Below are 22,430 nucleotides of genomic sequence, written 5' to 3' on the forward strand. Positions count from 1 at the left end.
CTCCTATAACATCAACGATGTTGCCTTTTCACGGGCCCATCTATCGATGGATAATAAATTATCTAATGTAAAATCATCTTCTGTTCCCATAGATTCAAGAACAGAAGTAACGACTTTATAAATATCACCAAAGGCGATTTTATCTTCTAAAAAGGCATATACTGCCGTTTCATTGGCTGCATTAAATACAGCAGGTTTAAATCCACTAGCACGTCCCACCTCATACGCAAGTCGAAGTGCAGGAAAATCGTCATATCGTGGAGGTAAAAACTCCAATTGTAGAGCTTGAGTAAAATCAAGATGATTCATACTTAAAACTTCACGTTTTGGATACGTCAAAGCATATTGAATGGGCTCGCGCATATCTGGATTACCTATTTGCGCTAATATTGCACCATCCTTCATACGTATCATAGAATGAACAATACTTTGAGGATGTACTACTACATCAATATGATCAAAATCAAAACCAAATAACCAATGAGCTTCTATTACCTCTAAGCCTTTATTGAATAAAGAGGCAGAATCTATAGTTATTTTATTGCCCATATTCCAAGTAGGATGTCGCAAACAATCTGCAGCAGTTGCAGTTTGAATTTTACTAGAATCCCATGTGCGTAAAGGACCACCAGAAGCAGTGACGATTAAAGAATCAACATTGTCACGTTTCTGTCCTTCTAAGCACTGAAATATAGCACTATGTTCACTATCGATAGGTAGGATTTGCACGCCATGTTCTTTAGCTAAAGTCGTAATTAATGGACCTCCAGCAACAAGAGTTTCTTTATTAGCAAGACCTATAGTCTTACCTTGTTTTATAGCTTCCACTGTAGGCTCAATGCCCGCAGCACCTACAATAGCAGTAACAATCATTGTTGCTTCTTGAATTGTAGCTGCTGCAATGAGGGCTTCCTTACCACCTATCAATTTTGTAGGACCTGTATAGCGTGCTTGTAATTCTTTAAAAGCACCTTCATCTACAAGACCCGCCACCAAAGGTTTATATTCTTTAATCTGATGTTCTAAGAGGTCAATATTATGATGTGCCACTAAGGCAACCACCTTGAATTGATCTGGATGTTGAGACACCACATCAAGCGTCTGTGTACCGATTGAGCCAGTACTGCCGATAATACTTAGGTATTTCATAAGTGTACCTCTATGAAATTAGTACGAAAATAGTAATATATATACTAATGTAATAGGAGCCGCAAATAATAAACTATCAAAGCGATCCAATACACCGCCATGACCTGGTAATAATGTACCAGAATCTTTTACATTACATAGTCGTTTAATCTTTGATTCAAACAAATCACCTAATGGTGCTAATATACCGCTAATCATACCTACATGGATTCCCATCCACCAAGGAATGCCAACGATATACGAAAATACTGCACCTGTAAGGATACAGCCGATAAATCCACCAATAAAACCTTCTAGTGTTTTATTAGGACTAATGGATGGTACTATTTTACGTTTACCAAAAGCTCGACCTGAAAAATATGCAAAGGTATCACTAGCCCAAGTAGTAAACAATAATAACCAAAGTGTAATAGTGCCCCAGTTATATAGTTCAAAAGGCATTGATAAATTCATGTAAATTGAATCATGACGAATCAAGAGCAATGAAGTCATACCCATACCAATATATAATAAACCAAATACACTAAAGGATACACTAGACATCGAGTACTTAGTTTCACCAAATGTACACAACATATAATTGGCAAATAAACTTAATACTAAAATAGCTATAGCTATAATATACTGATGACATGCAAGAGCAATCATTAGCAATAAAATGCTAATATATCCCCATATAATGGATATCCGAACACGTTTAGCTTTACCAAGTAATACAAACTCACGCCACCCTAATAAAGCTAAAAGTGTAATTAGCACATCATACACTAATCCACCAAATGTAATGGCCCCTAAGGCAATAATAAAACCAATAACAGCGGTAATAACACGTGTTTTTAACATTTTTTATTCCTCATCACATAAGCCACCAAATCGGCGTTCTCGTTTCTGATATGCCGCCACAGCTTCAAGTAAAGTTTCCTTAGTAAAATCTGGCCAATGCAAATCGGTAAACCAAAATTCAGCATACGCTAGTTGCCATAACAAAAAATTACTAATTCTAAAATCACTACTAGGACGAATTAATAAATCTACATCGCTAAACTCTTTAGTGAATAATTGAGAACTTACATATTCTTCAGTAATTTTGTTCATTGTAATAACGCCATCCGCAACGGATTTTACAATGTCGCGGATAGTTCTAACTATTTCATCACGCCCACCATAGTTAATCGCTAACTGTAATGTGAGGCCTGTATTATTCTGAGTTAATAATTCTGCATCTTGAATGATTTTTTGTAGATCTTCTGAAAGCCCTCCAATAAAACCAATAAATCGAATGCGTACATTATGTTCATGCATATACTTAACATTATTATTTAAGTATTCTTTTATGAGAGACATAAGTAAAGAAACTTCCTGTTCAGGACGTTTCCAGTTCTCCGTGGAGAAACCATATACCGTAAGAGCTCTAATTCCGATCTCATCTGCGGCCATAACAATTTCTTTTAATACATCTGCACCAGCACGATGCCCCATGGAGCGCGGCATGCCTCTGCGTTTAGCCCATCGTCCATTACCATCCATAATAATAGCAACATGTTGTGGAATTATATTACGATCAATGACAGGCGTATCAGAACGTTTACGGTTAAATAATTTCTTTAGCATAGTCTACCTCGATAGAATTTCCGAAGTCGCTGGCAATCATTGGTCTATATAGTAGTATATGTAAGCACTCATCAACCTTTGTAATACGTGCCACATAAAATCCTTTATCTGAAATTTCAAAGAAGCGATTAAAGGATCCACCAATCATTACCTTAAAAGGAATATGGGCAGCCTGCAAACGAGACTTTGCAAGCTGCCATGGTGTTCCAATAAGGCTATTAGAATCTAACATTATACTTCTAATACGTCCTTTTCTTTTACTGCTTTTAACTCATCGATTTGCTTAACTTTAGCATCGGTAAGCTTTTGGATTTGATCTAAACCGTCTTTAGCATCATCTTCAGTAATCGTTTTAGCTTTCTCTTCTTTTTTTAATGCTTCATTTACATCGCGACGAATGTTGCGCACTGCAACTTTTGCATCTTCAGCCTTTTTATGAACTACTTTAACGATTTCTTTACGACGTTCCTCAGTTAATTGAGGAATACTTAAACGAATTTGTGCACCATCATTACCAGGGTTCAAACCTAAATCAGATTGTAAAATTGCTTTTTCAATAGCACCAATCATTGTTTTATCCCAAGGTGCAATCACAATCATGCGAGGTTCAGGCACGGAGATATTCGCAACTTGATTAATGGGTGATGGACTTCCATAATAATCAACCATTACTTTATCAAGTAGTGCTACACTAGCACGGCCTGTACGAATAGATGCGAATTCATGTTTTAAAGCCTCAATAGACTTATTCATGCGGTCTTCTGCTTGTTGTAACAATTCTTTAATTTCCATATGAATTATTCTCCTCGAACAATGGTCCCTATTTCTTCACCTTTAGCAGCTTTTGTAATATTACCAGGAATATCCATGCTAAATACAATAATAGGAATATTGTTATCTTTACATAAAGTTGTAGATGTAGCATCCATTACTTTTAATTCTTTTGTGATAATATCGTTATATGTTAATTCATCAAATTTAACGGCATTAGGATTTGTCTTAGGGTCAGAATCATATACGCCATCAGCAAATTTCTTTGCCATTAAAATAGCATCGGCTTCAATTTCAGCGGCCCGTAATGCAGCTGTTGTATCTGTAGAGAAGTAAGGTTTACCAAGGCCAGCACCGAAGATGACGATACGTTTTTTTTCTAAATGACGAATAGCGCGACGACGAATATAAGGTTCTGCAATTTCTTGCATTTCGATAGCCGTTTGTACACGTGTATCTACACCAGCTTGTTCTAATGCATCTTGCAATGCTAAGGAGTTCATCACTGTTGCAAGCATCCCCATATAGTCAGCAGTAGCACGATCCATACCTTGATTGCTACCAGCTAAACCTCTCCATAGGTTACCACCACCAACAACAATTGCGATTTCTAAATCAGTGGATTTTGCTAAAGCAGCAATTTCTTTTGCAAATTCTTCGACAACATCAGGATTAATACCAAAACCTTGTTCACCTGCTAATGCTTCACCACTCAACTTTAAAACAATACGTCGAAAGTTTCTTTTTGCCATATTTTTACTCCTCTATTGCAAAATAAGAGAACACTGTACGGTGTTCTCTTATTGTTTATTAATTATTTACCAACAGATGCCATTACTTCTGCTACGAAGTCATCTTGGCGTTTTTCAATGCCTTCACCTAAACCATAGCGAACAAAACGACGTACGTTGATGTTTTCACCGATTTTTGCAATACTTTCATTAATGATGTCTGTAACAGTTTTATCACCATCTTTAATGAATACTTGTTCTAATAGGCAATTTTCTTTATAGAATTTTTCGATACGGCCAGCAACCATTTTTTCTAAAACAGCTTCAGGTTTTGGTTTGCGACCAGCTTTAACGTCTTCTTCAGCTTCTACTTTAGCTTGTTCCAATAATACTTGTTTTTCGTGTTCAATAACTTCAGTAGGAACTTCTTCACGGTTCAAGTATGTAGGATTTACAGCCGCAATTTGCATTGCGATATCGCGTGCTAAATTTTGGAAATCATCAGTTTTTGCAACAAAGTCAGTTTCACAGTTAACTTCCACTAAAACACCGATACGACCACCAGCATGAATGTAGGATTGTACTACACCTTCAGCTGCAATACGACCAGCTTTTTTAGCTGCCGCAGCCAAACCTTTTTCACGAAGAAGGTCAACCGCTTTATCGATATTACCGTCAGTTTCAACCAATGCTTTTTTAGCGTCCATCATACCTGCGCCAGTCATGTCGCGCAATTCTTTTACCAAAGCAGCAGTAATTGCCATTATTTTGTTCCTCCTAGTATTAATTAAGGTAAGGATATAGTCCTTACCCCAATTATATATGTTATAGATTTATCTTTCAAATGCTAATACGACAACGATTAAGCTTTACCGTCTCGAACCATTTCAGCAGAGTCAGCTACCATGTTATCTAATGCTTCTTCGAAGGATTCGCCTTGACGACCTTCAAGAACAGCATCAGCCATTTTACCAGCCAACAATTTAACAGCACGGATAGCGTCGTCATTTGCTGGAATTGGAAAATCAACTTCATCTGGGTCACAGTTAGTGTCAACTGTTGCAACCACTGGAATGCCCAATTTTTTAGCTTCCGCTATAGCAATTTTTTCTTTTTTAGGATCTACTACGAAAAGAGCACCTGGCATTTTAGGCATATCTTTGATACCACCAAGGTATTTTTCCAATTTATCCATTTCATGACGAAGACCGATAACTTCTTTTTTAGGCAATACTTCGAAAGTACCGTCTTCTGCCATAGCTTCCAATTGTTTTAAACGTTTAATACGAGTTTCAATTGTTTTGAAGTTAGTCAACATACCGCCCAACCAACGTTCGTTAACGAAGAACATGTTAGCACGGATAGCTTCTTCTTTAATAGCTTCTTGAGCTTGTTTTTTAGTACCTACGAACAAGATTACTTCGCCTTGGGAAGCAACTTCACGCAAGAAATTGTAAGCTTCTTCTACTTTTTTAACTGTTTTAGACAAATCAATGATATAAATACCATTGCGTTCAGTGAAGATGAATTTCGCCATTTTAGGGTTCCATCTTCTAGTCTGATGACCAAAGTGTACACCAGCCTCTAATAATTGTTTCATTGATACTACTGCCATTGTGGCACCTCCTGTTAATTAACCTCCGCCGCTTCATCCTTCGGGTCACCCAAAATTAGGCACAGTACCGAAGTCCACTGACGTGCATATTTTTCATACCTAATAATTCTAACAAAAAATCATGGCAAAAGCAAGCAAGGAGTGAGGAATTCTTTAAGTATTCCTCACTCCTTATTTTAAATACATTCTCTTTCTTATTGATGTACGATCTTATGTTCAAATTTGAATTATAGAATATTATGAAACTATTTATTTAATTATTGCGAATGAAGTCAATCATACTTGCACGATTTTCTGCTCCAAACACTGCAGAACCAGCAACTAAAACTGTAGCCCCCGCTCTTTTAATCGGTACACAAGTAATATCGTTAATACCACCGTCCACCTCAATGACTGCCGTTGAATTGTCTACTTCTTCTAACAATATCTTAGCTTGTTTAACTTTTTTTATGGCATTCTTAATAAAAGATTGTCCTCCAAATCCTGGATTCACAGACATAATTAAAATCATATCTAAATCTGCAGCTACATCTTCTAGTAGAGATACAGGTGTACTAGGATTCAATGCTACACCAGCCTTCATCCCACACTGCTTGATACGTTGAATCAAACGATGCATATGAGGTACAGTTTCTTGATGAAAAGTAAAATATTCTACACCAATTTTTGCAAATTCTTCTACATAATCACCAGGATTAGTAACCATCAAATGCACATCAAATGGTAATTTTGTATATGGACGAATTGCTTTCACAATGGGAGCACCAAAGGTTAGATTCGGAACAAAGTGTCCATCCATGATGTCGATATGTAATAAGTCAGCCCCCGCTGCTTCAATAGATTTTAATTCTTCGCTTAACACCGCAAAATTTGCGGAAAGCATAGATGGTGCAATTTTTATCATATTAAAACCTCTTTCGTTGACTTTCTATATCATTACGTATAGACATATAAGCATCATATCGTCCTTGATGAATATGACCAGCTTCCAGAGCAGCTTTAATCCCACAAATAGGTTCATGTTCATGATAGCAAGGATTAAATTTACAAGTATCAACATATTCACCAAATTCTGGGAATAATGTAGGCAATCTTTCAAGGGAAACATCATTAAATTCAATAGCACTAAATCCAGGTGTATCCATGATAAAAGAATCTGCATCTAAACTATATAAAGAAGCGTGACGAGTAGTATGTTTACCACGTTTAATCTTATCACTTACCTCCCCAGTCTGAAAGGCAAATTTTGGGTCTACCGCATTTAAAAGACTACTTTTACCAACACCAGATGGTCCTGCAAAAGCCGTTACCTTATGTTGAAGCACATGACGCAAATCATCAATGCCTGTCATATTATATGTGGATGTCATCAAAACCTCATAGCCGATTGATTTATAAAGATCAACCATAGTTTCCGTCTCTGAATCCATCAAGTCGCATTTATTGATACATAGTACGATAGGGATATCCGCATGTTCAATCATAACGAGCATTTTATTGAGTAATAACTCATTAATATCTGGTTCATGAGCAGCCACAACTAATACAACTTGGTCAATATTAGCTACTGCAGGGCGAACCATCGAATTATGACGTTCATGGATGGATTCAACGAACCCATCCTCCGAAATCGTAACGCGGTCACCCACAAGTAAACTATAGCGTCCTTGCTTAAGTCTGCCACGAACCTTACATTCATGAATAGTACCTGTATCATCTTGTACATAAAAGTACCCATTCATATTTTTGACAACAATGCCTGTAATCATAGTACCTCTTATAATGCAGTTTCTTGCACTAATGCACCATTGAGGTACACCTCAATACGTACATTACCTACACCAGACACTTTTTTAACAACACGATCTCCAGGTTTATTCGTATCATCATAGATTACGGCAGAACCTTCATCATCTTTTACGACAATTTTAAGTTCTTGATTTTTAGAACCAGCTGGTACAGTAACATCTATAGTACCAGTTGTTTTATTACCACTGTTTCCTTCTTTTTTATCGGATTTCTTTTTATCATCTTTGAACTCAGTCGTAAGATTTAATGTGGAACCTTCGTCAATTTCATCGCCAGCTTTAATGCTTTGCTCTATAACCACAGATTTTTCTTCCACAGATCCAGATACTTGGTTTACACCTAGTTGAATATTACTCAATGTATCACGAGCATCTTTTAATGTCATACCAACAAGATTAGGTACTTTGACTTTCTTAGCCTTCGCTTTATTTACTACGAGATCAATTGTTGTCCCTTTAGACACTTTAGAATCTCCTGAAGGACTCTGAGCAATAATTACACCATCTTTTTTACCATCTACAGATTGCTGTGTTATTTTCCCCACAACTAAACCTAAATCTTTAAGTCGTTGACGGGCTTGATCGACAGTTAAATCAGTTAAATCTGGCACCGTAATATCGCCTACACCTTTAGAAACTACAAGGTGAATTGTCCGTTGCTCTTTAACCTTTTCTCCAGCCCCAGGTGTTTGAGAAATAACTTGACCAGCTGGCACATCAGGATTCGTAACCTCACTTGTAGACACACGCAAATGTTTATCTTCTAAGATATTTTTTGCTACAGAAACTTGTTTGCCTACCACATTAGGTACATCTACTGTTGTATTACTCCAGAAATTTCCGTAGCTTAAGAAAGCACCTAAAAATGCTACTAAGAAAATGACAGCAGCACCTAGAACGATGTATTTTTGTGGAATCGATGCAATTTTACTTAACATACTCTTCTTTTTACCCTCGTCTTTACGTTCTTCTTGAATAGTACTTAGATCTTCAAGTGCTTCAGGATCAACCGCAGGAATCATTTGTGTAGCAAAATCATATGGTTCATGACGTTGTGTTTTCCCCATTGTAAAACCTTGAGATAACCGCAAATCACTGATCATATCAGAGATAGAATCAAAACGATCTGCAGGATTTTTAGATAATGCTTTCATAACAACAGCTTCTAAAAGCGGAGGAATTGATGGATTATATCGAGTTGGAGGTTCTACCTTCTCACGAACGTGTTTTAATGCTACTGCAATTGGCGTTTCCCCTTCAAATGGTACACGACCTGTAAGCATTTCATACAATACAACACCCAATGAATAGATATCTGTATTTCCATCTACCGGTTTACCACTAGCTTGCTCTGGTGATAAATAGTGTGCAGAACCCAAAATCGAATTCGTATACATAACTGTGTTAGTTGCATTTATTGCACGAGCAATACCAAAGTCAGTTACTTTAACGCGCCCCGTATTGGTAATAATAACATTATGTGGTTTTATATCACAATGAACAATACCCATTGTATGAGCGTGTTCTAAGCCTTCAGCTATGGCAATAGTAAATTTAACAGCCTCATCTATAGACAGTCTTCCATGACGAGTTATATATTTTTTTAAGGTTTCACCATCTACATATTCCATAACAATGTAATGTAAATTTTGGTCAAAACCTACATCATACATATTTACAATATTGGGATGATTTAATTTACCTGCCGCTTGTGCTTCTCGTTTAAATCGAGTCACAAATTCATCATCATTTGCAAAATTAGCATGCAATACTTTTATTGCTACTTGTCTACCTAGTAAGGTATCTTCTCCAAGGTATACATCAGCCATTCCACCAACGCCAATTTTATCAACAATACGGTAGCGGTTATCTAGAAGTATGCCTTTTATATTCATAGTACTCATTATTTCTCCATTTCTAGATTAGATTGTTCCCACCACAATGGTCACATTATCTCCTGCTCCGACTTCATATACAGCTTCCATCAATGATTCAATAACCAACATATCATCATCCGTTGATTGTAATGCAGAGGCAATTACATCATCAGATACATAGCCACTTAATCCATCAGTGCAAAGTAAAATACGATCACCGGGAAGAATAGACTCTACACCACTATCAACCTCTAAGATTTCATCAACACCGACTGCACGGGTTAATAAATTACGTTGAGGGTGATTTAGCATTTCATCCTTTGTAATCTCTCCAGCTGTTAATAATTCTTGTACCATAGAATGATCCGTAGTAATTTGTCGTAAATGACCATCTCTATATACATACAAACGACTATCACCAACACTTGCCCAGTAAAGTTGATTACCATTTATAGCTGTAACTACAGCGGTAGTACCCATACCAGCAAGTCGTTCTTCACAAGCAACGCGATTTACAATACGTTGATTAGCGTGAATGATAGCATCACATAAGTCTTGTTGACCTATCGTTTCAAGGGAGGACAAATATTCTTTTATTTCATCTACAGCATAGGTACTTGCGATTTCACCACCGCTATAACCACCCATGCCATCAGTAACAGCACAAATATGGCCATCAATGAAAAAACGGTCCTCGTTACGCTGGCGTACAAGCCCAATTTTACTTAAACCAACAAAATTATTCATGATTCTCCTTTTTCCGACCATGAGCAGCCTTTAACTGTCCACATGCGGCTTGGATTGCATCGCCCATTTCCTTTCGTACCGTTACTGATACGCCATAGGAACTAACGATGTCTTTAAATGTATTCATATTCGTAATAGATGGTTTATATAATTCAATATGTTCATTGCCATTAACTGGGATCAAGTTAACATGACAATTTGGGAAATCTTTACAGATTTTCCCCAAAGCATGAGCATCATCTATAGATACATTTACAGAATCTATAAGAATATACTCAAAGGTAACACGACGCTGTGTCGTATTATAATAGTATTTTACCGCATCTAAGACTTCCGTCAATTCATAACGTGCCCCAACGGGCATAATACTACGACGAACTTCATTATTTGTAGCATGTAATGAAAGTGCTAAGGTTATTGGCAAACCTTCATCAGCTAATTTATAAATATTAGGAACCCAACCACAAGTGGAAATCGTCATCTTACGATAACTAATATTACAAATCATAGGATCATGTAGTAGTTGTAATGCTTGTAATACATTATCATAATTTTGTAACGGCTCCCCAGCGCCCATAACGACAACAGAGTGTATTTCCTCTTTAGTAAGAGCCCCAAATATGACAACTTGTCCAATAATCTCAGCGACTGTTAAATCTCTGTATAAGCCACCTTGTGTAGAAGCACAGAATACACATCCCATAGCACACCCCACTTGAGAGGAAACACATACAGAATACCCATAGTGTTGCTCCATCAAAACTGCTTCCACACGACTTTGATCTGACATCTCTACAAGTATTTTGCGAGTCTTTCCATCAGGGGCAATAGACTTTGTAATTAATGTAGGTAAAGAAATAACACAATTGTCACCTAGCCATTGACGTAAGTCTTTCGGAAATTGTGTCATGTCTTCAAAATCAAAAATATATCTATGATAGATATAGTCAATTAATTGTTTCGCTCGAAACTTTTGTATATTATGGGTCTTAAAGATAGATTGTAATTCTTCTAAAGACTTACCCAATAATTCTATCATGGTGCTCCATTTCTTATATTATGATAAGCGTTTCATGCGAGCCATAAAGAAACCATCCATATGATCTCGCGGTGGATAGGTTGTAATCATACCATCTATAGCTTGTGGTGCCCCTTTATATGATACAGGATCGATGATAAAGTTCTTATGAATTGCCAAGAATTTATTAAGAACAGCTTCATTTTCACCACTATTCATAGTACATGTGGAATATACTAAATATCCATTAACCTTAACCATTTCAGAAGCTTTTTCTAATATTTCAAGTTGTAACGGCGGCAACTCAATAAGTAAAGACTCTGTTTTACGCCAACGCATGTCTAATTTCTTTTGTAATATACCTAAACCAGAACAAGGAGCATCAACTAAGACGCGATCAAATTGTTCTTTCCAATTATCAGGAAGATAACGACCATCTTGAAGCTTAGTAGAAATAATAGATACACCTAATCGCTCAGCATTTTGATTAATCAGTTCTAATTTATGGTCGTAAATATCACAACTCATAATAGCTCCTGTATTATTCATAAGACTTGCCATATGCATAGACTTGCCACCTGGTGCAGCACAACAGTCTAAGATACGCTCTCCTGGTTGAGGATCTACCACATGGGCTACTAACATAGATGCTTTATCCATAAAAGTAATATGACCTTCTAAAACAGGTTTAGCTTTTTCTAAATGACCTTGATGTCCATCAATATAAACTACTTCAGGAATATATGTATCCTGTTCTACAATCCAATCTAAATCTTCTAATTCTTTTAAACAATCCTCAATAGATACTTTCACTGTATTTATGCGAGCCGTCAAACGAGGTTGTTCATTAAACCAAGAACAAAGATCTACGGTTTTATCTTTTCCCATTTCTTTTATCCATAAATTGACAAGCCATAATGGCTGATTGTAGATAAAGGAAATTTCTTCAGCTTCGGACTTAGCTAGTTCACCGATAGAAATGCTATCACTATCACGTAAAACCGAACGCAAAACAGCATTTACAAAACCAGATAAACCTCTAGTTAGCTTTTTGGCGAGTTTAACAGATTCGTTAACAGCCGCACTTTCAGGGACCTTATCCATATAGATAATTTGATAAATACCAAGTCTAAGAATTTCCACAACCATAGAAGATAGTTTCTTTAAGGGTCGCTTTGCAAAGTGAACAATAATAGCATCCAAGTAATTTTTTCTACGAATGACCCCATACACAAGTTCAGTAAAGAATCTTCGATCTAAATCGGATAGATGATATTTCTGTAAATACTCTTGCAACTTTATATTTGCATAAGCACCATTGCGATTAATTTCACTCAATGCTTTTACAGCGAGCAATCGAATATTTTGTTGTTGATTAGTCTTTACCTCTATCATTACTATTCCTACCAATCAATTGTTCTACTACTGCTCGAACACGTTCAGAATCGACTGTTGTATTACAACATGGCCCATTAGGACGTTCATTTAATACCCCAATAACTGGGATGGGAAATACATCAGCCATTCCACTTGCTAAATCTCGTTCGCAAGCTATTGCTACAATAGCTTTTGGGCGTGCTTCCTTTACCTTCATCCGCGCTAAGGTGCCTCCAGTGACAACTATAAATTGACAACCATAGTCCTTAGCCACTTGCAACAAATTACCAACCTGGCATCGCCCACACTGCTTACAATTATATACATCATGTGTAACCTTATGAACACACGAACTTTCTTGTAAACAGTGAGGAGTTAATAACAATATACGTTCTGGATCTACCGTATACATATCTAGCATTACTAAATGATTGATTAAATCAATCATAGACTGGCGGAGTTGATCCTTAGTAACCCCTCTCACCTTACCAATCGCCAAAGTTAATGGAAATAATCCATAAATAAACTGATTGGCTAGTCTTAAAACAATAGGATGTAACCGTATAATACCTGTGCTAGCAACAATTAAAGATAAGCACAAAACCCATATAATAGCAATAAGTATAGATATAACTACACTACTTATAATTGATGCAAATGGATGCAATTGTAAAAGTCCTGGTTCTAATATATACATTAGAAAGGCTAGTACTGCTGTGAGCAAAGCACATGTAATAGTTGATAAAATCAAGTATAACGGATACGTTTCGTACTGCTTATATTGAGTCCCCAAAAACGATACCTTCCTTTATTTGATGACCATTTATAAAATCAATTGCAGAAATGCGTTTTTTATTTTCTGGTTGGACTTCTGTTAATAGAATTATATTTCCATCACCACAAAATACACCTAAACCGGCTATTTTAGATACGATTGTACCAGGCACAGTTGTGGCTGATATAGCAATTGGTACATGTTTACCATGGACATCTATCAAACAGTGAGTCGTATCACTGGGAACCACTTCTCCAGACCATACTTTTAAACGTTTTCCATCGAGATATGTATAACATCCAGGTGCTGGATTAAGTCCTCTAATGAGATTTGCAATTTCATTAGCCGGCTTAGACCAGTCGATCTGCCCCATTTCCTTTGTAATCTTAGTAGTATGTGTAGCCATTGAATCATCTTGTGGTGTAGCCACAATTTCTCCATTAACCCAACGAGTTAATACAGGCACTATAGTTTCACCCCCCAGTACAGCTATACGTTCAAATAACTGTCCTGTCGTTTCACCGGGTAAAATATCTATCTCCACAATGTCAATGATATCACCTGTATCAAGTCCATCATCCATATGCATTATGGTAACACCCGTTTTAGAGTCTCCATTAAGAATTGCATAATGAATTGGCGCAGCGCCTCTATAACTAGGTAAAATAGAGGCATGAACATTAATACAACCATATTGCGGCAATCGAATAAGCCAAGGAGGTAAAATTTTACCATACGCAATAACAATCACTACATCTGGTTGTAATGCTTCTAATTCGGCTCTCACTTGTTCATCACGCAAAGTGACTGGTTGATATACAGGCAAGTCATGCTCTAAAGCAGCTACTTTTACAGGGGGCATTTGAACTTGTTTACCACGCCCTTTTTGTTTATCAGGCTGGCAATACACACCGACAATAGAATGACCAGCTTGAATCAAAGCCTCTAAGGTAGGCACAGAAAAGTCTGGTGTCCCCATAAAAACGATGCGTAATTGTTTATTATCAGACAATTTCTTTCTCCTCTGGATGATCAGTAATTAATCGTAAGTTAGTTGCTTTTTCAATAAACAAATGACCTTCCAAGTGATCAATTTCATGTTGGAAAATACGCGCCAAAAAACCTTCAGCTTTTATAGTTACCTTCTTATTATGTGGATCAATACCTTTAACGGTGACTTTATTAAATCGTTCCACATCTCCGAAATATCCTGGCACACTTAAGCATCCTTCAGGTCCAACTTGAGAACCTTCAGCATGAGTGATTTCAGGGTTAATTAGCGCAATAAGACCACTACCAGATTGGTCATCTACAACGATAATACGTTTAGCTACAGCCACTTGAGGTGCTGCAAGACCAACCCCTTCAGTCTTATACATAGTTTCAGCCATATCATCGATAAGGGCTCTAAGTTTTTTATTAACATGTTCTACAGGTTCCGCCACTTGTTTTAAAACGGGATGACCTGCTTTCACAACATCTAATACAGCCATTGATACTCCTACACTACACGGGATCCACGTCAATCAGCAGTCCTTCTTGCGTGAAAATCCATGAGTTATATATATATTCTTTCAAATTCGTTAAATCTGTACCGCGAATCATAATAGCTAAACGATACATATCGCGCACTTTTTTTATAGGCGCTTCATAAGGACCATTAATCAAAATATCCTGATTTCCTTTATAAGACTCCAAGTCATCGACAATACGATTTGCTATAGACTCTAATGTTTTCATATCTTGATGACGCACAACCATATGAATCATTTCGCGAAATGGAGGATATCCTAAAGCTTTACGGTTTTGAATTTCTTCATTGTAAAAGCCTATATAATCATGAGCCTTACTCTTTATTATAGCATAATTTAAAGGATTATATGTTTGTATTACAACGCTACCCGGTTTTTCACCCCTACCGGCACGTCCAGAGGTTTGAGTAAGTAAATCAAAAGTTCGTTCTGAAGCTGTATAAACAGGAATATTCAAAACTGAATCGGCTGTTAAAATACCAACAGCTGTTACATCTTTAAAGTCATGTCCTTTAGATACCATTTGTGTTCCCAACAAAATATCATATTTATGAGCCCCAAAGTCATGTAAAATATCTTCTGCTAATTGCTTATTTTTTGTCACATCTTGATCAAGACGAGCAATGCGGGCCGATTTAAAGTGACGACGTAACTCTTCCTCTACCTTTTGTGTGCCTGAACCAAAAAACTTAATCCTCTTACTATTACATTTGGGACAAACAGTTGGAATTGGTTCATGATGTTCACAATAATGACAACGCAATTCTTCACCAGCTTGGTGATAAACCATAGCTACATCACAATGAGGACACATAATAGTTTCCCCACAATCCCGGCACATAACAAAAGTACTATAACCGCGTCTATTTAACAGAATAATCATTTGATTATGCTCATCTAATGTATGTTGAATTAAGCGACTCATGGCATCAGAAAAAACGGAGTAATTTCCATGAAGAATTTCTTCCTTCATATCTACTATAGTAACCTTCGGCATAGGTTGCTCAAAAATGCGATTTGGCAATTCTAGTAAATGATACTCCCCTTGCTTAGCTTTATAGTACGAAGTAACAGATGGTGTAGCAGAACCTAAAATAACGGGACAACCATGTGCCTCAGCACGCCACAATGCCACGTTACGTGCATGATACCGAACCATATCCTCTTGTTTATAAGATGGATCATGTTCTTCATCGACCACAATAAGGCCGATATCCTCAGCTGGCGCAAATACGGCAGAACGAGCGCCAATAATAATGTGACTATCCTTACGGCGCAAACGCTCCCAATTATTGTTCCGTTGTTGTACCGTCAATTTACTATGAAATACTACGACTTCGTCACCAAAAGTTTCTACAAATCGTCTCACAATTTGATCAGTCAATATAATTTCAGGTACTAAAATAATAGCTGTTTTATCCTGACTAATACATCTTGCTGTAGCACGTAAATATAATTGAGTCTTGCCACTACCAGTGACACCATGAAGTAAAAAGGTTTTATGTTCATGGCTATTCATTGCATCTTGTATTGGTCCATATACAGCTTGTTGAGCTTCAGTAAGAGGAATATTAACTTCTTCTGTTAAAAGCTCATCAAATGTTGTTTTTGTGGCTTTAAAACGAGCTTCAACGACAATACCTTTAGCTTCACTCACTTGTTTAATGACCATACGAGAATAGCCTTTAGCTAGCAGTAATGCCTTAGATGCACCGCCCACTTCAAGTAAGTATTTTGCTAATTCTCGTTGCTTCTTTTTCCGTTCACTAAATTGTGCCACCGAAAATTCTGGCATGACTACTAACCATTCTTCCTTTGGTGCCTCGTAAGATTTTAATGTCTTATTTACTGTAAACAATCGCAATGCATCGCCATAAGAGAATAAATAATACTCATTTAGACGGCGGGCCGTATCCATCATTTCTGGTGTAAACCAAGGTTCACTATCTAATACTTGCACAATATTTCGTAAAGTGAACTCTGGTGGCTCAATTAACTCGTCGTAACCAATAAGAATACCTTCTTCACGACTATGTCCTAAAGGAATGAGTACGCGCGTACCAGGTAAGACATTACCAAACTTTTCAGGCATTAAATAGCTCAAAGGTTTATGAAGTTGTTTGGCTGGTCTGTTAATTATAACTTGTGCTACGCGCATACATTATTTCCTTTCGTTTATTATAAAAGGTCTCAGTAGAAATTCTACCAAGACCTTTTGTATTATAAGCCAGCTTCTTCTTTTAGAATTTGTGCTTTATCTGTACGTTCCCAAGGTAAATCTACATCAGTTCTACCAAAGTGACCATACGCTGCAGTTTTGCGATAATGAGGCTTTAACAAATCAAGCATTTCAATGATTCCTGCTGGACGAAGGTCGAAATGTTTTTTAACAAGCTCTTGAATTTTTGTTTCCTCTATGCGACCTGTACCAAAAGTATCAACTAAAATAGATACAGGATGAGCAACCCCAATTGCATAAGCAACTTGCACTTCACATTTATCAGCAAGACCTGCTGCTACAACATTTTTAGCTACATAACGCGCTGCGTATGCTGCAGAACGGTCCACTTTAGATGGATCCTTACCAGAAAATGCACCGCCACCATGACGGGCCATACCACCGTATGTATCTACAATAATTTTACGGCCAGTTAAACCAGCATCACCATGAGGGCCTCCAATTACGAAACGACCAGTTGGATTGATGAAGTATTTAGTATTTTCATCAACGAATTCAGCAGGCAACGCTGCGTCAATTACATAACGCTTCAAATCGGCTTTAATTTGTTCTTGGGTCACTTCAGGGCTATGTTGCGTAGAAATAACAATTGTATCAATGCGCTTAGGTTTACCATCAACATATTCTACAGTAACTTGAGTCTTACCGTCTGGACGTAAGTAAGTTAAGGTCCCATCCTTACGAACTTCTGTAAGTCGACGAGATAAACGATGTGCCAAGGAAATTGGCAAAGGCATGAGTTCAGGTGTTTCATTAGATGCATAGCCAAACATCATACCTTGGTCACCAGCACCGATTTTATCAAGCACTTCACCCTTGCCATCTTTTGATTCAAGTGCTTCATCAACACCCATGGCGATATCCGCAGATTGTTCATCGATGGATACAAGTACACCACAAGTATCACAATCAAAACCAAATTTTGCACGAGTATAACCAATTTCACGAATTGTATCACGTACGATGCGAGGAATATCTACATATGTGTGAGTAGAAATTTCACCTACTACATGAACTAAACCAGTAGTAACTAAAGTCTCACAAGCCACACGAGCAGTTGGATCCTTTTCAATAATCGCATCCAAAACAGCATCAGAAATTTGGTCAGCTATTTTATCTGGATGGCCTTCAGTAACAGATTCAGAAGTAAAAAACATATGTTTTTCAGCCATTTTATCCTCCTAATACGAAAAAAAGTCTCTCATGCACTCATGAGAGACCCTCCCATCTAACGACATTTGTCATAGGAATTAGCACCTTTTCCGCTTGGAATGGTTGCTGTAGCTTCACAGGGCCTATCCCTCCACTACTCTTGATGAGTTACAGAAATATTATAGTGTATTTACAGTGAGAAAGCAAGTCATTATTATACCTCTCTTGCCTCTTTTAAAGCTAAATCATGTTCAGCCTTATGAAGGGCACTTTCAAACTGACGATACATATGATGACGGCCCAGAATATCCAAGAAATCAGATTTATACATCTCTCTACGTATATCGTAACTCACATCACTAAGCAAAACTTCTATGCCTCTTTTTTGAAGTTCTTCAATAATACCTCGTAAAATACGTAAACCCGTTAAATCTACAAATGGTACTTTTACAAAACGAATGATTAAATATTTAGGATCTTTATGTATAGAGTTTAACGCTCTATCAAATGCACTTATAGCACCAAAGAATAATGGGCCTTCTACAGTGTATACCATTATTTCTGGATGGATTGTAATCTCATGCCTAATCTGTGCTGATAATTCGGCACTACTTGCTTCATGCACATCAATTGTATTAACCATTTTGCGCATAAACTGCAACACTGCAAGTACTACACCTACATTTACAGCTACTACTAAATCCGTAAAAATAGTCAGGAAAAAGGTAAGCAATAATATTATTTGATCTGGACGAGGTGCGAGAATAAGCATTCGTATAAAACGTGGTACATCACTCATATTGTAGGCTACTACAAATAATATGGCTGCCATAGATGCCAACGGAATATACACTGCATATGGGGCTAAAAATAAAAGAATGGCACCTAATGTAATGGCATGAACAATACCTGCCACCGGAGAATTACCACCTTGACGAATATTTGTAGCAGTTCGCGCAATAGCACCGGTTGATGCAATTCCACCAAACAATGGCGCAAATATATTAGCTAATCCTTGTCCAAATAATTCAGTATTAGATTCATGCTTGGTGCCACTCATACCATCAGCAACAACTGCAGACAATAAGGATTCAATAGCGCCTAGCATGGCAATTGTAAAAGCCGGCCCGATTAAAGATAAGATTTTATCAAAGCTCAATTTTGGTACAGAAAATTCTGGCAAACCTTGAGGTATGCCACCAAATGCACTACCAATTGTTGAAACCGTAGGAAATTGGTAAATAGCTTGAATAACCGTAGCAACAATCATAGCTACAATGGGAGCTGGAACTTTATTAATATATGGGATTTTAGGTAAAACTAACAGTAGACTTAAGCTTAAGAGCGCAATCCCCAATGTAGGTAAGTCAGAGTATGGTAAGGACTGAATCATAGCCCATAATTTTTCATGGAAATGAGCCATATAAGGCAACGGTGGAAATCCAAAGAAATATGGCCATTGCCCTACCCAAATTGTAACACCAATACCTGCTGTAAAACCCATAATAACAGGTGTGGGTATAAACCGAATGACTGTCCCTAACTTTGCAACGCTCATTAAAACCAGAATAATCCCTGCCATCATGGTCGCAATTTTTAAACCTTCAAAGCCATAATTGACAACGATACTGCTCAATAGAACGATAAATGCCCCTGTAGGGCCCGCAATCTGAACAGGGGAGCCACCAAACAAGGATACAAATATACCTGCAATGATTGCCGTATAAATGCCCGCCTGCGGTGTAACTCCACTAGCAATAGCAAAGGCCATTGCTAAAGGCAGAGCCACAACCCCTACGACCAATCCAGCAATAATATTATTACTCCACTTTCCTTTCCCTAGTGAGCCGTCTAAATATGCTTTTTGTATAGCAAACATGTAAAAAAACACACCCTTCTTAAAACAACACACACAAGAATTAATTTATGTCAGCTTTGTTTGCTACTAAATCAATAACTTCTCTAAGGATATGTCGAGCAAGGTCAGATTTTTTCATATTAGGCATTTCTTTAGGCTCTTTATCAGGATATAAAAAATAGCCTTCATTCGTATCTACATTAAAACCTGCATTCGATTTGCTTACATCATTGGCCACAAGCATATCTAGATTTTTTCTAGCCACTTTATCCTGACCATACTTGATTACATGTTCTGTTTCTGCCGCAAAACCAACAAGAATTTGATGATTTTTTTTAGAGCCCAACCCTTGTAGAATATCTGGATTTTTTACAAGTTCTATGGTCATAGACTCCATTTTCTTTATTTTTTGCTCTGCTTTATGAAGGACTCTAAAATCAGAAACAGCAGCAGCCATAATAACTACATTAACATCATTATAACGAGCTTCAACAGCCTCCTGCATAGATACCGCAGAATCTACAGAAATAAAGTCTACGCCACTTGGTATAGGCAAGGATGTGGGAGCACTTACTAATATCACTTTAGCCCCCATGCGTGCAGCCTGTTCTGCAATGGCATATCCCATCTTACCGCTAGAACGATTTCCAATATACCGAACAGGATCAATACTCTCCTGTGTTCCGCCAGCTGTAACAAGTATAGTAGTACCTTCAAGCTCATTGGTGCTGCACATTTTAGATTCTAGCCAATCCACAATTGCTTCGGGCTCCGGTAAACGTCCTATACCAGTAATGCCACAAGCTAACCAACCTTCTGCAGGGTCCATAATATGGTACCCCAAAGAACGTAGTCCTTCTAAATTGCGTTGAGTAATAGGATTATTATACATTTCTGTATTCATAGCAGGACAAAGGTACTTAGGTGCTGTGGTAGCCATAATTGTTGTAGTTAACATATCATCAGCAATGCCTGCATAAATTTTTCCGATCACATTTGCTGTTGCAGGCACAACTACATATGCATCTGCCCAAGTGGCCAGTGCAATATGTTCTACATCCCACTGATGAACTTGTTCAAACATGTCTAGAGCTACAGGATGTCCACTGATTTCGCCAAATGTTAAAGGTGACGCAATATGCGTTGCATTTTGTGTCATTACAACCTTTACTTCAGCCCCTTTTTTACGAAGTCTGCTTACCACTTCAATTGCCTTATACGCTGCAATACCTGCAGATACTGCGACAATGATATGTTTTCCGCGCATGTTCTTCTCCTTTTAAAAATTCCTTGTATCAATGATACAAGGAATTGATTTTTTATTTAATGCCTTCTTTAGTGCGTTTATATGTCACTTCACCTTCAGCAATTTCATAAAATGCCAAAGATACAGGCTTGTCAGTCGCATGTGTAGATTCTGCTAAGCAAGGTTGCCCATCTGTTAATTCGCGAGCACGTTTAGCCGCTAAAGTCACCAATGTATATTTGCTATCTACTTGGCTTTCCAATTTTTTTAATGGAGGTTTTACCATCATACTATCACTTCTCCTTAGACTCTTGATATTGTTTATAAATATATTGAATTTGCTCTTTATTACGACTAATCTTACAAGACTCAGCTCGCAAGATAGAGGCAACCTTTTCAGAAGCCTCTGCTAAATCATCATTTACAACGATATAGTCATAACGATGAGCTAAGGCCAATTCTGAACAAGCCAGTGACAATCGTTTATCAATGACTTCTTTAGCATCTGTGCCACGATTATGTAAACGTTCAGATAACTCAGATAGTGACGGCGGTACAATGTAAATAAATACAGCATCGCTAAAACGTTCCTTAACCTGCATAGCACCTTGAATATCGATTTCTAATAGTACACTTTTCCCATCATCTAATAAATCCATTACATGTTGTTTTGGAGTACCATAGTAATTATCATATACCTTAGCATATTCTAAGAATGCGTCTTCACTAAGTAAAGACTCAAATTCCTCTTTAGAGCGGAAGAAATAGTTAATTCCTTCCTTTTCACCCACACGTGGAGCACGGGTTGTCATAGAAACGGAATAAACTAAATTAGGCATTTCTTTACGAATATTCGCACAAATCGTACCCTTACCTGCGCCAGATGGCCCGGATATAACGATTAATAATCCTCTGTCTGACATA

The 22,430-nt window shown here is 37.4% G+C and carries 23 protein-coding genes and 1 riboswitch; all 23 genes read right to left on the reverse strand.

Features of this window, described 5'->3' with window-relative positions; genetic code table 11:
• Positions 1–3 precede the first annotated feature (3 nt).
• The 23 genes from NE668_RS02650 to gmk all read right to left on the reverse strand — a co-directional run bounded on the left by NE668_RS02650 (position 4) and on the right by gmk (position 22,429).
• A complete protein-coding gene (locus NE668_RS02650; RefSeq protein ID WP_004697114.1) occupies positions 4–1,149 on the reverse strand; it encodes a 1-deoxy-D-xylulose-5-phosphate reductoisomerase in 1,146 nt (381 codons plus the stop codon).
• A gap of 18 nt (positions 1,150–1,167) precedes the next feature.
• A complete protein-coding gene (locus NE668_RS02655) occupies positions 1,168–1,992 on the reverse strand; it encodes a phosphatidate cytidylyltransferase (RefSeq protein WP_004695698.1) in 825 nt (274 codons plus the stop codon).
• 3 nt (positions 1,993–1,995) lie between these two features.
• Complete coding sequence (gene uppS, locus NE668_RS02660; RefSeq protein ID WP_004697327.1) at positions 1,996–2,760, reverse strand: undecaprenyl pyrophosphate synthase; 765 nt, start codon at positions 2,758–2,760, stop codon at positions 1,996–1,998.
• The gene (locus tag NE668_RS02665) at positions 2,741–2,992 is read right to left on the reverse strand and encodes a hypothetical protein (RefSeq protein WP_227036942.1); all 252 of its coding nucleotides are present in this window, start codon (positions 2,990–2,992) and stop codon (positions 2,741–2,743) included. Before NE668_RS02665 ends, uppS begins: the two co-directional genes overlap by 20 nt.
• Entirely contained in the window at positions 2,992–3,552 is a 561-nt protein-coding gene (gene frr / locus NE668_RS02670; protein WP_004695693.1) for a ribosome recycling factor, read from the reverse strand. The genes NE668_RS02665 and frr overlap by 1 nt, the downstream gene beginning before the upstream one ends.
• Positions 3,553–3,557: 5 nt before the next feature.
• Positions 3,558–4,283, reverse strand: a complete 726-nt coding sequence (pyrH, locus tag NE668_RS02675; RefSeq protein ID WP_024066541.1) for a UMP kinase — start codon at positions 4,281–4,283, stop codon at positions 3,558–3,560.
• A 62-nt stretch (positions 4,284–4,345) separates the two neighbouring features.
• Entirely contained in the window at positions 4,346–5,026 is a 681-nt protein-coding gene (tsf, locus tag NE668_RS02680; protein WP_004695689.1) for a translation elongation factor Ts, read from the reverse strand.
• Positions 5,027–5,124: 98 nt separating this feature from the next.
• Positions 5,125–5,877, reverse strand: coding sequence for a 30S ribosomal protein S2 (gene rpsB / locus NE668_RS02685; RefSeq protein ID WP_004695687.1), 753 nt, complete (start codon positions 5,875–5,877; stop codon positions 5,125–5,127).
• 253 nt (positions 5,878–6,130) lie between these two features.
• Positions 6,131–6,781, reverse strand: a complete 651-nt coding sequence (rpe, locus tag NE668_RS02690; RefSeq protein WP_227036941.1) for a ribulose-phosphate 3-epimerase — start codon at positions 6,779–6,781, stop codon at positions 6,131–6,133.
• 1 nt (position 6,782) lies between these two features.
• Positions 6,783–7,646: a ribosome small subunit-dependent GTPase A gene (rsgA, locus tag NE668_RS02695; RefSeq protein ID WP_008600844.1), complete on the reverse strand. Its 864-nt coding sequence runs from the start codon at positions 7,644–7,646 to the stop codon at positions 6,783–6,785.
• A gap of 8 nt (positions 7,647–7,654) precedes the next feature.
• Positions 7,655–9,580, reverse strand: coding sequence for a Stk1 family PASTA domain-containing Ser/Thr kinase (gene pknB, locus NE668_RS02700; RefSeq protein WP_008600842.1), 1,926 nt, complete (start codon positions 9,578–9,580; stop codon positions 7,655–7,657).
• A gap of 27 nt (positions 9,581–9,607) precedes the next feature.
• The gene (locus NE668_RS02705; RefSeq protein ID WP_004697417.1) at positions 9,608–10,309 is read right to left on the reverse strand and encodes a Stp1/IreP family PP2C-type Ser/Thr phosphatase; all 702 of its coding nucleotides are present in this window, start codon (positions 10,307–10,309) and stop codon (positions 9,608–9,610) included.
• The gene (gene rlmN / locus NE668_RS02710; protein WP_227036940.1) at positions 10,302–11,348 is read right to left on the reverse strand and encodes a dual-specificity RNA methyltransferase RlmN; all 1,047 of its coding nucleotides are present in this window, start codon (positions 11,346–11,348) and stop codon (positions 10,302–10,304) included. Before rlmN ends, NE668_RS02705 begins: the two co-directional genes overlap by 8 nt.
• Before the next feature lie 18 nt (positions 11,349–11,366).
• Positions 11,367–12,722: a 16S rRNA (cytosine(967)-C(5))-methyltransferase RsmB gene (rsmB, locus tag NE668_RS02715; protein ID WP_227036939.1), complete on the reverse strand. Its 1,356-nt coding sequence runs from the start codon at positions 12,720–12,722 to the stop codon at positions 11,367–11,369.
• Complete coding sequence (locus NE668_RS02720; RefSeq protein WP_227036938.1) at positions 12,703–13,497, reverse strand: DUF116 domain-containing protein; 795 nt, start codon at positions 13,495–13,497, stop codon at positions 12,703–12,705. The genes rsmB and NE668_RS02720 overlap by 20 nt, the downstream gene beginning before the upstream one ends.
• On the reverse strand, positions 13,481–14,491 hold the full coding sequence (gene fmt / locus NE668_RS02725; RefSeq protein WP_004695671.1) for a methionyl-tRNA formyltransferase: 1,011 nt from the start codon (positions 14,489–14,491) through the stop codon (positions 13,481–13,483). The genes NE668_RS02720 and fmt overlap by 17 nt, the downstream gene beginning before the upstream one ends.
• Positions 14,484–14,972: a peptide deformylase gene (gene def, locus NE668_RS02730; protein ID WP_004695669.1), complete on the reverse strand. Its 489-nt coding sequence runs from the start codon at positions 14,970–14,972 to the stop codon at positions 14,484–14,486. The genes fmt and def overlap by 8 nt, the downstream gene beginning before the upstream one ends.
• Before the next feature lie 13 nt (positions 14,973–14,985).
• Positions 14,986–17,169, reverse strand: coding sequence for a replication restart helicase PriA (gene priA, locus NE668_RS02735; RefSeq protein ID WP_227036937.1), 2,184 nt, complete (start codon positions 17,167–17,169; stop codon positions 14,986–14,988).
• 62 nt (positions 17,170–17,231) lie between these two features.
• Positions 17,232–18,422 (reverse strand): methionine adenosyltransferase, encoded by a 1,191-nt coding sequence (metK, locus tag NE668_RS02740; RefSeq protein ID WP_024061709.1) that lies wholly within the window; start codon positions 18,420–18,422, stop codon positions 17,232–17,234.
• 49 nt (positions 18,423–18,471) lie between these two features.
• A riboswitch (SAM riboswitch) is annotated at positions 18,472–18,572 on the reverse strand.
• A gap of 44 nt (positions 18,573–18,616) precedes the next feature.
• Positions 18,617–20,281, reverse strand: coding sequence for a SulP family inorganic anion transporter (locus tag NE668_RS02745; protein WP_227036936.1), 1,665 nt, complete (start codon positions 20,279–20,281; stop codon positions 18,617–18,619).
• A 40-nt stretch (positions 20,282–20,321) separates the two neighbouring features.
• Positions 20,322–21,527 carry a bifunctional phosphopantothenoylcysteine decarboxylase/phosphopantothenate--cysteine ligase CoaBC gene (gene coaBC / locus NE668_RS02750; protein ID WP_227036935.1) on the reverse strand — a complete coding sequence of 402 codons (1,206 nt, stop codon included), beginning with the start codon at positions 21,525–21,527 and terminating at the stop codon, positions 20,322–20,324.
• 52 nt (positions 21,528–21,579) lie between these two features.
• The gene (gene rpoZ, locus NE668_RS02755; RefSeq protein ID WP_227036934.1) at positions 21,580–21,795 is read right to left on the reverse strand and encodes a DNA-directed RNA polymerase subunit omega; all 216 of its coding nucleotides are present in this window, start codon (positions 21,793–21,795) and stop codon (positions 21,580–21,582) included.
• Positions 21,796–21,799: 4 nt separating this feature from the next.
• Positions 21,800–22,429 carry a guanylate kinase gene (gene gmk / locus NE668_RS02760; RefSeq protein ID WP_004695659.1) on the reverse strand — a complete coding sequence of 210 codons (630 nt, stop codon included), beginning with the start codon at positions 22,427–22,429 and terminating at the stop codon, positions 21,800–21,802.
• Position 22,430 lies beyond the last annotated feature (1 nt).

The sequence above is a fragment of the Veillonella parvula genome (assembly GCF_024461875.1).
In the GTDB taxonomy this organism is placed as follows: Bacteria; Bacillota; Negativicutes; order Veillonellales; family Veillonellaceae; genus Veillonella; species Veillonella parvula_I.